Source organism: Variovorax sp. 05L425 (genome assembly GCF_056397705.1).
Genome location: NZ_JBFTNY010000029.1, coordinates 44,956 through 58,732, shown reverse-complemented (window position 1 = coordinate 58,732; position 13,777 = coordinate 44,956). Strand labels below are relative to the sequence as shown.

The 13,777-nt window shown below is 65.3% G+C and carries 15 protein-coding genes; 11 read left to right on the top strand and 4 right to left on the bottom strand.

Features of this window, described 5'->3' with window-relative positions; all coding sequences use genetic code 11:
* Position 1 precedes the first annotated feature (1 nt).
* Positions 2-589, bottom strand: a complete 588-nt coding sequence (locus AC1DN9_RS25775; protein WP_478104729.1) for an NAD(P)H-dependent oxidoreductase — start codon at positions 587-589, stop codon at positions 2-4.
* Positions 590-758: 169 nt separating this feature from the next.
* Here AC1DN9_RS25775 and AC1DN9_RS25770 point away from each other — a divergent pair, with 169 nt between their 5' ends.
* On the top strand, positions 759-1,112 hold the full coding sequence (locus tag AC1DN9_RS25770) for a hypothetical protein (protein ID WP_478104728.1): 354 nt from the start codon (positions 759-761) through the stop codon (positions 1,110-1,112).
* Positions 1,113-1,136: 24 nt separating this feature from the next.
* Here AC1DN9_RS25770 and AC1DN9_RS25765 read toward each other — a convergent pair whose 3' ends face one another.
* On the bottom strand, positions 1,137-1,823 hold the full coding sequence (locus tag AC1DN9_RS25765; RefSeq protein WP_478104726.1) for a TetR family transcriptional regulator C-terminal domain-containing protein: 687 nt from the start codon (positions 1,821-1,823) through the stop codon (positions 1,137-1,139).
* A 178-nt stretch (positions 1,824-2,001) separates the two neighbouring features.
* On the opposite strand from AC1DN9_RS25765, the gene AC1DN9_RS25760 reads away from it, so the two are divergent.
* The 10 genes from AC1DN9_RS25760 (at position 2,002) to AC1DN9_RS25715 (ending at position 11,958) form a co-directional block, all read left to right on the top strand.
* A complete protein-coding gene (locus AC1DN9_RS25760; RefSeq protein ID WP_478104725.1) occupies positions 2,002-3,072 on the top strand; it encodes an asparaginase in 1,071 nt (356 codons plus the stop codon).
* Positions 3,073-3,273: 201 nt separating this feature from the next.
* On the top strand, positions 3,274-4,179 hold the full coding sequence (glyQ, locus tag AC1DN9_RS25755) for a glycine--tRNA ligase subunit alpha (protein ID WP_478104724.1): 906 nt from the start codon (positions 3,274-3,276) through the stop codon (positions 4,177-4,179).
* 3 nt (positions 4,180-4,182) lie between these two features.
* Positions 4,183-6,324 carry a glycine--tRNA ligase subunit beta gene (glyS, locus tag AC1DN9_RS25750; RefSeq protein WP_478104722.1) on the top strand — a complete coding sequence of 714 codons (2,142 nt, stop codon included), beginning with the start codon at positions 4,183-4,185 and terminating at the stop codon, positions 6,322-6,324.
* Positions 6,325-6,335: 11 nt separating this feature from the next.
* A complete protein-coding gene (gene gmhB / locus AC1DN9_RS25745; protein ID WP_478104721.1) occupies positions 6,336-6,911 on the top strand; it encodes a D-glycero-beta-D-manno-heptose 1,7-bisphosphate 7-phosphatase in 576 nt (191 codons plus the stop codon).
* A complete protein-coding gene (locus AC1DN9_RS25740; RefSeq protein WP_478104719.1) occupies positions 6,911-7,675 on the top strand; it encodes a lysophospholipid acyltransferase family protein in 765 nt (254 codons plus the stop codon). Before gmhB ends, AC1DN9_RS25740 begins: the two co-directional genes overlap by 1 nt.
* A 17-nt stretch (positions 7,676-7,692) precedes the next feature.
* Positions 7,693-8,583: a M48 family metallopeptidase gene (locus tag AC1DN9_RS25735; RefSeq protein ID WP_478104717.1), complete on the top strand. Its 891-nt coding sequence runs from the start codon at positions 7,693-7,695 to the stop codon at positions 8,581-8,583.
* Between the two features lie 235 nt (positions 8,584-8,818).
* Entirely contained in the window at positions 8,819-9,616 is a 798-nt protein-coding gene (locus tag AC1DN9_RS25730) for a transporter substrate-binding domain-containing protein (protein ID WP_478104715.1), read from the top strand.
* A gap of 75 nt (positions 9,617-9,691) precedes the next feature.
* The gene (locus AC1DN9_RS25725; RefSeq protein ID WP_478104714.1) at positions 9,692-10,351 is read left to right on the top strand and encodes an amino acid ABC transporter permease; all 660 of its coding nucleotides are present in this window, start codon (positions 9,692-9,694) and stop codon (positions 10,349-10,351) included.
* Positions 10,352-10,396: 45 nt separating this feature from the next.
* Positions 10,397-11,416 (top strand): D-cysteine desulfhydrase, encoded by a 1,020-nt coding sequence (locus AC1DN9_RS25720; protein WP_478104713.1) that lies wholly within the window; start codon positions 10,397-10,399, stop codon positions 11,414-11,416.
* Positions 11,417-11,466: 50 nt separating this feature from the next.
* Positions 11,467-11,958, top strand: a complete 492-nt coding sequence (locus tag AC1DN9_RS25715) for a GNAT family N-acetyltransferase (RefSeq protein WP_478104712.1) — start codon at positions 11,467-11,469, stop codon at positions 11,956-11,958.
* A gap of 34 nt (positions 11,959-11,992) precedes the next feature.
* Here the strand turns inward: AC1DN9_RS25715 and AC1DN9_RS25710 are convergent, their stop codons facing one another.
* A complete protein-coding gene (locus tag AC1DN9_RS25710) occupies positions 11,993-12,763 on the bottom strand; it encodes an SDR family oxidoreductase (RefSeq protein WP_478104710.1) in 771 nt (256 codons plus the stop codon).
* A 100-nt stretch (positions 12,764-12,863) separates the two neighbouring features.
* Positions 12,864-13,772, bottom strand: coding sequence for a pseudouridine synthase (locus AC1DN9_RS25705; protein ID WP_478104709.1), 909 nt, complete (start codon positions 13,770-13,772; stop codon positions 12,864-12,866).
* Positions 13,773-13,777 lie beyond the last annotated feature (5 nt).

The following is a 13,777-nucleotide window of genomic DNA, read 5'->3' as shown; positions in this document are numbered from 1 at the left end:
ATCAGGCAAAGCGCGCCATCGCACGTCCGACGCGGTGCATGAAGCGCTTCAGTTGGGGCTCGGTCGCCACGTTCATGTGGTAGTGGGCGTGGTAGTCGACGCGCGCCTGCTTGCCGGTCAGGCGGCGCATGTAGCGCGTCACGATCTTGCGTGGCGGGTCGCCCATGTACCAGGCGACCCAGCGTGGGCGGCCGTAGGTGACGACGGCGGAGATGCGCTGGATGTGGGTCAGCATCGGCTTCACGTTCGCCGGGTCGCTCAGGTCGAAGGCCACGCCGGGCATGAAGAGGCGGTCGAAGTAGCCCTTGAGCATGGCCGGCAGCCCGAAGCACCAGGTCGGAAAGCAGAACACGATGGCCTCGGCCCACTGGAGCCGCTGGATGTGTGGCTTCAACGGGATCTGGTTGCTCGGCACGTCGTGGTAGCCGAGGCGCTCTTCCCGCGAGAGCACAGGATCGAAGCCCTCGGCATAGAGGTCGCAGTCGTCCACCTCATGGCCGGCGGCCCGCAGGTTGCGCAGCACCTCCTGGTGCAGCGCCGCATGAAAGCTGGTTTCGACAGGATGGCAGTAGACGACGAGCACTCGCATGGTGTGTTGACCGCTTAATCAGAGCAAGTGGTCAGGTTATGCAAGCGACGTGCCAAAGCCTCCGCACCAAAAGCGGGAAGAATCCTTTCTCACGCGGCGCTAAGCGAGTCCTCAGAGGGCGGTAATTGGCGCGCCCTAGAGTGAAACGTCGTCACTCAAGGAGACTCTCATGAAGGTTCATATCGTTACCCTGTGCGCCGCCGCCGTGCCGGCGCTCGTGCTGGCCTCGTTCGCGCATGCAGGCGGGTACGCCGACCCCGACTATCCGCAGATGTCGCACTCGACCATGTCGCGCGATGCGGTGGCGGCAGACGCAGTGCGGGCCAACACCGGCGTTCATCCGACCGAGGTGCTCGAATCGCAGGCGGCGCCGCCAGTGGCCGGCGCCGACCGCAATCAGGTTCAAGCCGAGGCTACCCGCGCCAACACTGGCGTTCATCCGACCGAAGTCCTCGAATCGCAGGTGGCGCCTCCCGTCGCGTCAGCCAACCCGCCAAGCGCTTCGACCGCGAGCGGCGAGTAGCCGCGGGGCCGAAGCCTTCGACGGCTACGGCGTCCTGATGCCGCAGCCGTGGGTCACGAAGGCGACCAGTTCGCGCGCGATCGGCTCGCGGTCGATCTGCGCGTCGGACGGCAGGCCCAGCATGACGCGCGTCTGCAGCGCGTAGTCGGCATAGCTCTGGGTCATGGCCCAGATGTGCATCAGGAGCAGCCGCGCATCCAGCGGCCGCATCAGCCCGCGCGCGATCCAGCCGTTGATGATGTCTACTTTCTTCTGCGTCCAGGCCCGTGCGTTGGGCCAGTAGCGCTCCAGGTTGTGGCCGCCGTCGAGCACCTCGCGCGTGAAGATGCGCGAGATTTCCGGGTTGTCGAAGGCGTGGTCGAGCTTCTTGCGGATGTAGTCGCCCAGCACCGCACCGGGGTCGCCCGAACGGTCCTCGAAGGAGAAGACCACTTTCCAGTCGTGCAGGACCTGCATCAGCAGCTCTTCGTACAACTCTTCCTTGCCGGGGATGTAGTAGTGCAGTTGGGGCTTGGTCAGCCCGGCGCGCGCCGCGATCGCCTGCGTTGACGTGCCCTTGAGCCCGTGCAGGCTGAATTCGGCGATGGCCGCCGCGCGGATCGCCGCCATGATGCGTTCGCGCCCCGGACGTGCCCGCGCCCGTGCCCGCGACAGCGGGCCGTTCGGCGCCGGCATCTGGTCGGTCACGGAAATGGAGGAGTCGGTCGTCATCGCTTGAATCGAGAGATGTCGCCGTTGATGGTAGCGCTTGCCCGAATCCGGTCCCCGTCGCATGCTTCGTGACGCCCGCATGACGGCATGCGTGCTTGGCATCGAGCGAGTGTGCCGTTGGGGCGCGGTTTCGATATCGTCTCGCCGCTTCACAGCACAACCATCAAAAGGAGCTCCTATGTACTTCGCCTCCCGATTTCGTGCTTTCGCGGGCGCGGCTGCGCTGCTCGCTGCCAGCGCCATCGCGCATGCGCAGACGGCCTTGCCCAACGTCGTCGTCCTTGCGACCGGCGGCACCATCGCCGGCGCCGGTGCATCGGCTGTCAACAGCGCCACCTACGCGGCTGCCAAGGTGCCCGTTGACAAGCTTCTCGCCGGCTTGCCCGAGCTCTCCAAGGTGGCCAACGTGCGCGGCGAACAGGTGTTCCAGATCGCGTCCGAAAGCCTGACCAACGACAACCTGCTGACTCTCGCCAAGCGCGTCTCCGCGCTGTCGAAGCAGGCCGACGTCGACGGGATCGTGATCACGCACGGCACCGACACGATCGAGGAAACGGCCTTCTTCCTGACACTCACGGTGCATACGCCCAAGCCCATCGTCGTGGTCGGGTCGATGCGTCCCGGCACCGCCCTGTCGGCCGATGGCGCGTTGAACCTGTTCGACGCAGTGAATGTCGCGGCCAGCAAGGATGCCGCCGGCAAAGGCGTGCTTGTGGTGATGAACGACGAGATTCACACCGGGCGCGACGTCAACAAGACAGTCAACATCAAGACCGAAGCGTTCAAGAGCCAATGGGGTGCGCTGGGGATGATCGTCGAGGGCCGCAACTACTGGTTCCGCGCGCCGGTGAAGCGCCACACGATGCAGTCGGAGTTCGACATCGACCAGATCACCGCGCTGCCGGCGGTCGACATCGCCTATGGCTACCAGAACGTGCCGACGACGGCCGTCGACGCATTGGCCAAGAGCGGTATCAAGGCCCTGGTCTATGCCGGCACCGGCAATGGATCGGTGGCGGACCGCAACGTGGCCAACCTGCAGAAGGTGCGCAGCGACGGCATCATCGTGATCCGCAGCTCGCGCGTGCCGGACGGCTTCGTGATCCGCAATGCCGAGCAGCCCGACGACAAGTACGACTGGGTCGTGGCGCACGACCTGCGTCCGGGGAAGGCCCGGATTCTTGCGATGGTCGCCCTGACCAAGACGAGCGACACCAAGGAGCTGCAGCGGATCTTCTGGGAGTATTGATACACCCCCAGGTTGGCTCACTTCGTGTAGCCGCCCACCCCCTTGCAGGGGGCAATACCGGCGGACCGGCGGAGCCGGATCCGCGGTATTTCTGGCATCTCGTTGGAACGCCTGGCCGCCATGCGTTCGGAGGGGCTGGCAACCCTAAAATGGCCCGTTCGTCGGGCCGGGGTACTTCTCCGGCCGGCCATTGGGCTCACCATGCTGACTTTCCAACAAATCATTCTCAAGCTCCAGGCCTATTGGGCCGACCAGGGTTGCGCGCTGCTCCAGCCGTACGACATGGAGGTCGGCGCGGGCACTTCGCATACCGCCACCTTTCTTCGCGCGCTCGGGCCGGAGCCCTGGAAGGCCGCCTATGTGCAGCCGAGCCGCCGGCCCAAGGACGGCCGCTATGGCGAGAACCCGAACCGTCTTCAGCACTACTACCAATACCAGGTGGTGCTGAAGCCGGCGCCAAGCAACATCCTGGAGTTGTACCTGGGCTCGCTCGAAGCCCTGGGCTTCGACCTCAAGAAGAACGACATCCGCTTCGTCGAGGACGATTGGGAGAACCCCACGCTCGGCGCCTGGGGGCTGGGCTGGGAGGTCTGGCTCAACGGCATGGAGGTGACGCAGTTCACCTACTTCCAGCAGGTCGGCGGCATCGACTGCCGGCCGATCACCGGCGAGATCACCTACGGGCTCGAACGCCTCGCGATGTACCTGCAGGGCGTGGACAACGTCTACAACCTGACCTGGACCGACGGCCTCAGCTACGGCGATGTCTACAAGCAGAACGAGGTCGAGCAGTCGACCTACAACTTCGAGCACAGCGATGCCGACTTCCTCTTCACCGCCTTCGCTGCGCACGAGAAGCAGGCTAAGCACCTGATGGAACAGAAGCTCGCGCTGCCGGCGTACGAGCAGGTGCTCAAGGCAGCCCATAGCTTCAACCTGCTGGACGCGCGCGGCGCGATCAGCGTGACCGAACGCGCGGCCTACATCGGCCGCATCCGCAATCTCGCGCGCAGCGTCGCGCAGAGCTACTACGAAAGCCGCGAGCGGCTCGGGTTCCCCATGGCGCCGCGCGAGTGGGTCGCACAGATCTCGAAGAAGGCGGCCTGAGCGATGACCACAAAGAACAACCTGCTCGTCGAACTCTTCGTCGAGGAACTTCCCCCCAAGGCGCTGAGGAAACTGGGCGATGCCTTCGCGACCGTGCTGCGCGATCAACTGGTGGCTGCAGGCCTGGCCGATGCCGGTTCGGTGCTCACGGCCTACGCGTCGCCGCGGCGGCTTGCGGCGCACTTGACAAACGTCCTCTCGCAGGCGGCAGACAAGGCGGTTTCGCAGAAGCTCATGCCCGTCGCGGTGGGCCTCGATGCGGCGGGAAATGCCACGCCCGCGCTTCTCAAGCGGCTCGCAGCGCTCGGCGCCGACGCGAGCGCCGTGCCCGAACTCCGCCGTGCCATGGATGGCAAGGCGGAAGCGCTCTTCTTCGAGAGCACCGCCAAGGGCGCGAGCCTCGCCGAGGGCCTGCAGAAGGCACTGGCCGAGGCCATCGCCAAGCTGCCGATCCCGAAGGTCATGAGCTATCAGCTCGAAACCAGCTGCGAGCTCCCTGGCTGGACCAGTGTGAGCTTCGTGCGTCCGGCGCACGGTCTGGTGGCGCTGCATGGCGACGCCGTCGTGCCGGTCGAGGCGCTGGGGTTGAAGGCCGGACGTGAAACCCACGGCCACCGGTTCGAAGCGACCGTCGATCCGATCGCACTGCGCGATGCCAACAGCTACGCCGAACAGTTGATGGATGACGGCGCCGTCATCCCGGGCTTCGAGGCACGTCGTTTCGAGATCGCGCGTCAGCTCGCCGAAGCGGCGGTAAAGGTCGGTGGCGGCACGCAGCCGATTCACGACGACGCGCTGCTCGACGAAGTCACTGCGCTGGTCGAACGGCCGAATGTGCTGGTGTGCGAGTTCGAGCGCGAGTTCCTCGATGTGCCGCAGGAGTGCCTCATCCTCACGATGAAGGCCAACCAGAAGTACTTCCCGCTGCTCGATGCCTCGGGCCGCCTGACCAACAAGTTCCTGGTTGTCAGCAACATCCGCCCCGATGATGCGAGCGCAGTGATCGGCGGCAACGAGCGCGTGGTGCGCCCGCGCCTGGCCGACGCCAAGTTCTTCTTTGACCAGGACCGCAAGAAGTCGCTGGCCTCGCGCGTCGAGTCGCTGGCCAAGGTGGTCTATCACAACAAGCTCGGCACGCAGGGCGAACGTGTGGAGCGCGTGATGCGCATCGCGCGCGCTCTCGCGGAACGCCTCGGCGACGCCACGCTGGCGCGGCAAGCCACCCAGGCCGCGCAGTTGGCCAAGGCCGATCTGGTGACCGACATGGTCGGCGAGTTTCCGGAACTGCAGGGGATCATGGGACGCTACTACGCGCTGCACGACGGTCTCGATGCCGCAGTGGCCGATGCCATTGAAGACCACTACAGGCCGCGCTTCGCCGGCGACGAGTTGCCGCGCAACATGGTCGGCGTGGTCGTCGCGCTGGCCGACAAGCTCGAAACTCTGGTCGGCATGTTCGGCATCGGCAACCTGCCGACCGGCGACCGCGACCCCTTCGCGCTGCGCCGCCATGCCTTGGGCGTGATCCGGATGCTGACCGAACGCGGTTTGGCGCTCGAACTCCGCGTCGTGTTGACCGAAGCCTTTGCCGCGTTCGGCGGCCCGAAAGCCGGAGATATTGCGCTGATCGATCCGACCGACGCGCTCGAAGCCTTCATCTACGACCGCCTCGCCGGCAGCCTGCGCGAGCAGGGCGCCAGCGCGCAGGAGGTCGAAGCCGTGCTCGCACCGCGCCCCCAGCGCCTCGGCGAAGTGCCGAAGCTGCTCGCCGCCGTGCGCGCCTTTGCCGCACTGCCCGAAGCGCCCGCGCTGGCCGCCGCCAACAAGCGTATCGGCAACATCCTCAAGAAGTCGCCCGAAGCCGATGCCCACGTGAGCGAACTGCTCCTTCAGGAGCCAGCCGAAAAGGCATTGCACGCCGCGATGCAGCGCGTGGTGCCGACGGCCAATGCCCAGTTCGACCAGGGCGACTACACCGCGTCGCTGCAGACCCTGGCCGCACTGCGCGATCCGGTCGACGCCTTCTTCGACGGTGTGATGGTGAATGCCGAACAATCCGACCTGCGGCTCAACCGCCTCGGCCTCTTGATGCTGCTGCACGGTGCGATGAACCGCGTGGCGCAGCTCGAGCGGCTCGCGGCCTGAAGCGGAACATCATGAAACTCGTCATCCTCGATCGCAATGGCAGCCTCAATGTGCATCGCGAGGACTTCGTGAAGAGCGACATCGAATGGACGCCGTTGCCCGGCGCGCTTGAAGCGGTCGCTCGACTCAACCACGCAGGCTGGCACGTCGTGATCGCGTCGAACCAGTCCGGCCTTGGGCGCGGGCTGTTCGACGTCGTGTCGCTCAACGCGATGCACGCCAAGATGCACAAGATGCTCGCGGCCGTCGGGGGGCGCGTGGACGCGGTGTTCTATTGCCCGCACAGCCCCGACGAGAACTGCGAGTGCCGCAAGCCCAAGCCGGGGCTGTTCCACCAGATCGGCGAGCGCTACGGCGTCGACCTGGCCCAGGTGCCGACCGCCGGCGACAGCTTGCGCGACCTTCAGGCCGGCGCGGCCGCAGGGTGCGAGCCGCACCTGCTGCTGACCGGCATGGGCGCCGCCTGCCGCGGCGTGCCGTTGCCGCCCGAATATCCATCCAACACCCGCGTCCACGAAGATCTCCCGGCCTTTGTCGATTTCCTGCTGGACCGCGAAGAAAAAGCCGCCCTGAAGCTGGCCATCTGATGTCCCTGATCCGATCCGTGATCCACGCACTGTGGATGCTAGTCACCGTGATTCCCTGGGGAATCATCATGTGCGTCAGCTCGCTCTGGAAGCGCGGTATCCCGCTGTACTGGATGGCCGTGCGCTGGCTCAACTGGGCCATCGGCGGCGCGCGCTTGCTGCTCGGCATCCGCGCCCGCGTCACCGGCATGGAGAACCTGCCGACCGACAAGCTGGCAGGCGCCGTGCTCCTGGTCAAGCACCAGTCGACCTATGAGACCTTCCTGATGCCCACGCTGATGCCACACCCGCTGGCCTTCGTGTTCAAGAAGGAGCTGATCTACGTGCCCTTCTTCGGCTGGGCCATGGCGCGACTCGACATGATCCATATCGACCGTAGCCAGCACAAGCAGGCCTTTAACAAGGTCGTCGCGCAGGGACGCAAGCTCCTCGAACAGGGCATCTGGATCATCATGTTCCCGGAGGGAACGCGCATTCCGCGCGGCCAGAAGGGCAACTACAAGACCGGCGGAACGCGGCTGGCCTGCGAGACCGGCGTGCCCGTGATCCCCGTCGCCGTGACCTCGGCCAAGGTCTGGCCGCGCAAGGCATTCATCAAGCGTCCCGGTGTGGTCGATGTGTCGATCGGGCCGGCCATCTCGAGCGTTGGACGGCGTCCCGACGAGTTGATGCGCGAGGTCGAGGCCTGGATCGAAGGCGAAATGCGCCGGCTCGATCCGGAGGCCTATGCCCCCGTACCCGTGGCGGCGTCGACCACGGTCTGATCCTGGCTGATCCCGACATGCGCGCTCTGTTGCAGTTCACGCTGGATCTCTTCGACGTTCCCGCCGTCGAGCCGCCGCGCGCACCTCAGGTCGACGCACCGGCGCCCGGCCCTCAGCGGCCCCCTATTCCGCTGGCCGACGCGCTGAGCCCCGCGCAGTTCGTTCATCCCCGCGCCTCGCGCGAGTTGCTGCTGGGCAATGCACGCGTGGCGTTCGAGTTCACACGCGGCAAGCGTCGCACCATTGGCTTCGTGGTGGGCGCCGAGGGCTTGTCGGTGCGTGCGCCGCGCTGGGTGGCATTGCGTGACGTCGACGCCGCGGTGGTCGAGAAATCCGACTGGATCCTGCGCAAGCTGGCCGAAACCCAGCAGCGCCAGGAGCGCCTCGAAGCGGCGCGCATCGAGTGGAAGGACGGTGTCACCTTTCCCTTCCTGGGCGAGCAGGTGGTGGTGCGGCTCGATCCGCATCATGCGTTCGACGGCATCGGCGCGGTGCTCGACGCGGTAGCGGACGATGGGCCGCGCACGCTCCGCATAGCCCTTGCCAACAACGCGACACCTGCGCAGATCCGCGATGCCGCGCAAGCGTGGCTCATGCGGCAGGCGCGGCGCCTCTTCATCGAGCGGCTCGACCACTTCGCGCCGCGCCTCGGCGTGCGGTGGAACAAGCTCTCGTTGTCGAACGCGTCTACGCGCTGGGGCAGTGCGAGTGCCGACGGCGCCATCCGGCTGCACTGGCGGCTGGTGCATTTCCGGATGCCGGTGATCGATTACGTCGTCGCGCACGAACTGAGCCATCTGCGCGTGATGGACCACAGCCCGCGCTTCTGGGGAACCGTCGAAAGCGTGGTGCCCGATTACGAGGTGCTGCGCAAACAACTCAAGGAAGAGCCGGTCCCGCGCTGGTGAATGCGCTTCAAACGGCTTGAGCCGGCACACGTTCCGTGGCGAGCAATGCGATGGTCGCCTTGGTGGCCTGCTTGGACAGCACGGCGAGATGGTCCTCGGCTTTGCCAGTAAGCCTGCCTTCAACTGGCCCAGTTCGTCGGGGCGCAGCGTGATCTGACCGCGAAGCTTCGTTGCCCAGTCTGCTGCACAATTGCAGCCGCCCGAGGGCGAGCCTAACCAATGGAGACAAACAGAGATGAAAGTACGCAAGCCGTTGTTCTTTTCAGCGATCGCCGCCATGCTGCTGGCCGGCGGTGTCGCGTCCGCACACGCAGAGGATCTCCTCGATACGGTCAAGCAGGCCGGTGTCTTGAAGATCGCACTGGAAGGTACGTATCCACCGTTTGACTCCCGCAATAGCGAAGGCGAGCTCGTGGGCTACGACGTCGATGTGGCGAAAGCGGTCGCCGCACGGCTCGGCGTGAAACCGCAGTTCATCACGACCGAATGGAGCGGGATCCTTGCCGGCCTGCAAGCCGGCAAGTTCGACGTGATCGTCAACCAGGTCGGGATCACGCCAGCGCGCAAGGAAGCCCTCGACTTCAGCAAGCCGTACACCTACTCCGCCGCGCAACTGATCCAGCGCGCGGACGACAAGAACGACTATGGCGCGCCGGGCGCGTTGCAGGGCAAACGGATCGGCGTCACGCTCGGCACCAACTTCGCCGATCTCGCGAAAACGCTGCAGGGCGTCGAGGTGAAGACGTACCCTGGCGCACCCGAAAAGCTGCGCGACCTCGCGGCGGGCCGCAACGACGTCAGCATGGATGACCGGCTGATGCTGCCGTATCTGATCAAGCAATCGAATCTGCCGCTGCGGACGGGCGCGACGATCAAGGGCGGCGAGACGCAGATGGGCATCCCGTTCCGCAAGGGCAATCCGAAGTTCGCAAAGGCGCTAGACGACGCGCTCGACTCGCTGCGCCAGGATGGCACGCTGAAGAAGATCTCGATGCAGTGGTTCGGCATCGACGTCACGACCCCCAACACGTAGTAGCGTCCCCGATTCGCGGGCGCGTCGGCGGGCATTCCGCCGCCGACGTGTCCTGCAATGGTCTGGAGTCCATTCATGGAAGCGTTCCATCTGGTCGTACGCTCGCTCCCGGTCCTCGCGACGGGAGCAGTGCTCACGATGAAATTCGCAGTCGCATCGATGGTGCTGGGGTTGCTCCTCGGCCTCGTGGTCGCAATCACGCGCATCGGGAATAACCGGGTGCTATCCGCGGTCGCGCAAGGCTATGTCAGCCTGATGCGCGGCACGCCATTGCTCGTGCAGATGTTCGTCATCTACTACGGACTGCCCGACATCGGCATTGCACTCGAACCGACGTCGGCCGGTATTCTCACGCTGACCCTCAACGCCGGCGCGTATCTGTCCGAGAGCATGCGCGGCGCGATCCTTGGTATCGGCCCCGGCCAGTGGGCGGCTTCGCACAGCCTCGGCCTCACCCACATTCAGACCCTGCGCTACATCGTCTGTCCGCAAGCGCTGCGTCTCGCCGTTCCGAGCCTTGGGAATACGCTGATCAGCCTGATCAAGGATACGTCGCTCGTCTCCGTCATTACCGTGACGGAGCTGCTGCGTTCGACGCAGGAAATCATCGCAGCAACATTCCGTCCGCTTCCGCTATACCTCGCGGCCGCAGCAATCTACTGGGTGTTGAGCACGCTGCTGTCGCGGCTTCAGGTACACGTCGAAAGGCGCGTCGCGCTGCCGTCGACGCGCTGAGCATCCGTCGTCGACCGGCTGAACGCGTGAAGGAATTGAACAGGCATGGAAACGAATTTACTCACTGCCAAGCTCGACGCCGTCGACCGCTTGAGATTGATCGACGCACCGACGCCGCTGCAGCGCCTGCGACGTCTCTCTGCCCATGTGGGCCGTGACATCTACGTCAAGCGTGACGATTTCACGCCGCTGGCCATGGGTGGCAACAAGCTGCGCAAGCTCGAATACCTTGTCGCCGACGCGATCCGCCAAAAGGCGGACGTGCTCGTGACCGCCGGGGCCGTGCAGTCGAATCATGTACGGCAGACGGCGGCGGTCGCGGCGCACCTCGGGATGGAGTGCATGGCCCTGCTCGAAAATCCGATCGATACTGCCCGCGATGACTACTTGCAGAATGGAAATCGGCTTCTCATGGATCTGTTCCGCGTTCGCGTGCAGGAAGTCGACCGCCTCGACGATGCGGACAGGCAACTGCGTGACGCGGCGCGCCGTCTGAGTGACGAAGGCCGCCGCCCGTACGTGATTCCCATCGGTGGTTCCAATGCGCTCGGCGCGCTGGGCTACGTGCGGGCCGGCATCGAGCTGGCGCAGCAGATTCGCACCTTGGGGTTGGACGCTTCGGCCGTCGTTCTCGCGTCCGCAAGCGCGGGTACGCATGCGGGCATGGCGTTGGCGCTTGCGTACACGATGCCTTCGACTGCCGTGATTGGGGTCACCGTATCGCGAACCGACACCGAACAGCGCCCGAAGGTGGCGAGCCTTGTCGATCGCACGAGCGAGTTGCTCAACGTCGAGGTGCCGGCAGCGTTGCGTATCGATCTGTGGGACGAGTACTTCGCGCCACGCTACGGAGAGCCCAATCGCGGCGGCATGGACGCGGTGCGTCTTGCGGCAGCAACAGAAGGGCTGCTATTGGATCCCGTCTACACCGGCAAGGCGATGGCCGGCCTGCTCGACGGCATTGCCCGTGGCCGCATCGAAGGTGACAGCCCGGTGGTGTTCCTGCACACAGGGGGAGCTCCGGCACTGTTTGCCTATCGCGACGCGTGCGTCGGCAAGCAATAAGCGTTGTGCGCCGCAGAGCTGCGCAAACGGAGGTCGGACCAGGACCGCCCATGACGACACCCATCTTCCGGCAGGCTGTTCCTTCGGACACCATGCGCTGCTATCAAATCGAAAGCTCGGCCTACGAAGGGGACGAAGCTGCCACGCGGGAGAAGATCGCCACGCGAATCGCGCAATACCCCCAGGGCTTTCTGATCATGGAACTGGCGGGGGAAGTTATCGGTTTCATCAATAGTGGATGCGCGCACGAAGTCGTGATGTCCGACGAATCCTTCAAGGAACTGATCGGGCACGACGCACAGGCGCCTCACGTGGTGATCATGTCGGTGGTGATCGACCCTGCCCATCAGAGCAAGGGATATTCGACGTCGATGATGCGTACTTTCGTCGAGCAAATGAGGCGGATGGGCAAGAAGGCCATCCACCTGATGTGCAAGGACCAGCATGTCGAGTTGTACACGCGGCTCGGATACCGCTATGTCAAGCCTTCGGATTCCGAGCACGGCGGAATGGCTTGGCACGAAATGGTGATGGAACTCTAGGAGCCGACGACCCAGGCGGCCCACCGACAACCCCTCAGCGCGCGTGCGTCACCCCGCCATCCACGATCAGCGTCGACCCCATCACATAGTCCCCCGCACGCGAGGCCAGGTAGATCGCCGCACCCGCCATGTCTTCCGGTTCGCCGATCCGGCCCGCCGGAATCCGCGCTTTGACTTCATCGCCATGGTCGCGCGCATCCTTGTTCATGCTGGATGCGAAGGCGCCCGGAGCGATGGCGCTGACCACGATGCGATCCTGCGCCAGACGCAGCGCCATCCGGCGCGTGAGCTGGATCAGTCCCGCCTTGCTCGCCGCATACGAGTATGTCTCCTGCGGATTCACCGAGATGCCGTCGATGGACGCAATGTTGATCACCTTGGCGAGATGGTCCGTCGCGGCCTTCCTGAGCATCGGCGTCAGCGCCTTGGTCAGGAAGAAGGGCGTCTTCAGGTTGAGGTCGACGACCTTGTCCCAACCGCTTTCGGGGAACTCGTCGTACGGCGCGCCCCATGCGGCGCCCGCGTTGTTGACCAGGATGTCGAGCGAGCCTTCGTGCTTGGCATAGGCGTCGACCAGGGCTTGCGCGCCTTCGAGCGTGGACACGTCGGCCGGCAGCGAAACGCAATGGCCGAAGGCTGAGAGTTCCTTGGCGGTCTGATTGCAGGCGTCGGCCTTGCGGGCCGAGATGTAGACGCGGGCGCCTTGCGCCAGGAAGCCTTCGGCGATCATGCGGCCGATGCCGCGCGAGCCGCCGGTGATGAGGGCAGTGCGGCCTTTGAGCGAGAAAAGTTGGGTCGTGTCCATGTAGCGTGTCTCCTGGATTTCCGGCGCGGGCGCCGCTCTGAAGCTGCCTCGCAAGGCAGCCGCCTTCCGCAAGCTTAGTGCGCCGTGTCGCCGAGTGGCGTCACATTGGCGCCAGCGGCAGTGCGAGCGATCGGGGGCTCGTGAAGCTGCGCTCGACGCCGTTGACCGGGTCGCGAAAGCGAAGCGCCTTGGCCAGCAGTTGCAAGGGCCGGTCGAAATCGTCGCTGCCCTCGGGGAGCAACACGGGATAGATGGCGTCGTTCAGGATCGGCATGCCGAGCGCGGCGCAATGCACGCGCAACTGGTGCCTGCGTCCTGTGACGGGCGAGAGGCCAAGGTGCGCCCAGACGTCACCAGTTTCCAGCACCTCGATGCGGGTCTCGGCGTTGGGCTCGCCCGGGATCTCTCTCATGCGCATGAAATGATCGTCCGGCGCAAGGCGGCTGCGATGCACGGCCGGCGGCATGCGGTCGCCGGTCGGGTGCACGATCGCTTCGTACTGTTTGGTGATCGCCCGATCGGCGAACAGCGCGCTGTAGGCGCCACGGGTCGCGCGCCGCACCGAGAACAGCACGATCCCGGCCGTTTCGCGGTCGATGCGGTGAAGGGGTGCGAGATCCTCGATGCCCAGCTTGCGTTTCAGGCGCACGAGCAGGCTTTCCTGCACGTACTTGCCGACCGGCGTGACGGGCAGGAAATGAGGCTTGTCGACGGCCAGGAGGTGCTCGTCCTGGAACAGGATGCGCTCTTCGAACGGGATGCGGGGCTCCGCTTCGAGGCTGCGGTAGTAGTAGACGCGCAGCCGGGGCTCGTAGGGCCGCGTCTCGGTGACGAGCGCGCCGTGTTCGTCGACCACCTCGCCGGCCTGGATGCGGGCTTCCCATGTCGCACGCGGAATCGCCGCGAAGCGCTGCAGCAGGAAAGCCGCGATCGTCGGCCAGTCGCCGGTCGGAAGGGCGACGCAACTTGGGCCGACGCCGTCTCGCATGGGCAACGGCAAGGTGTGCATCGCGA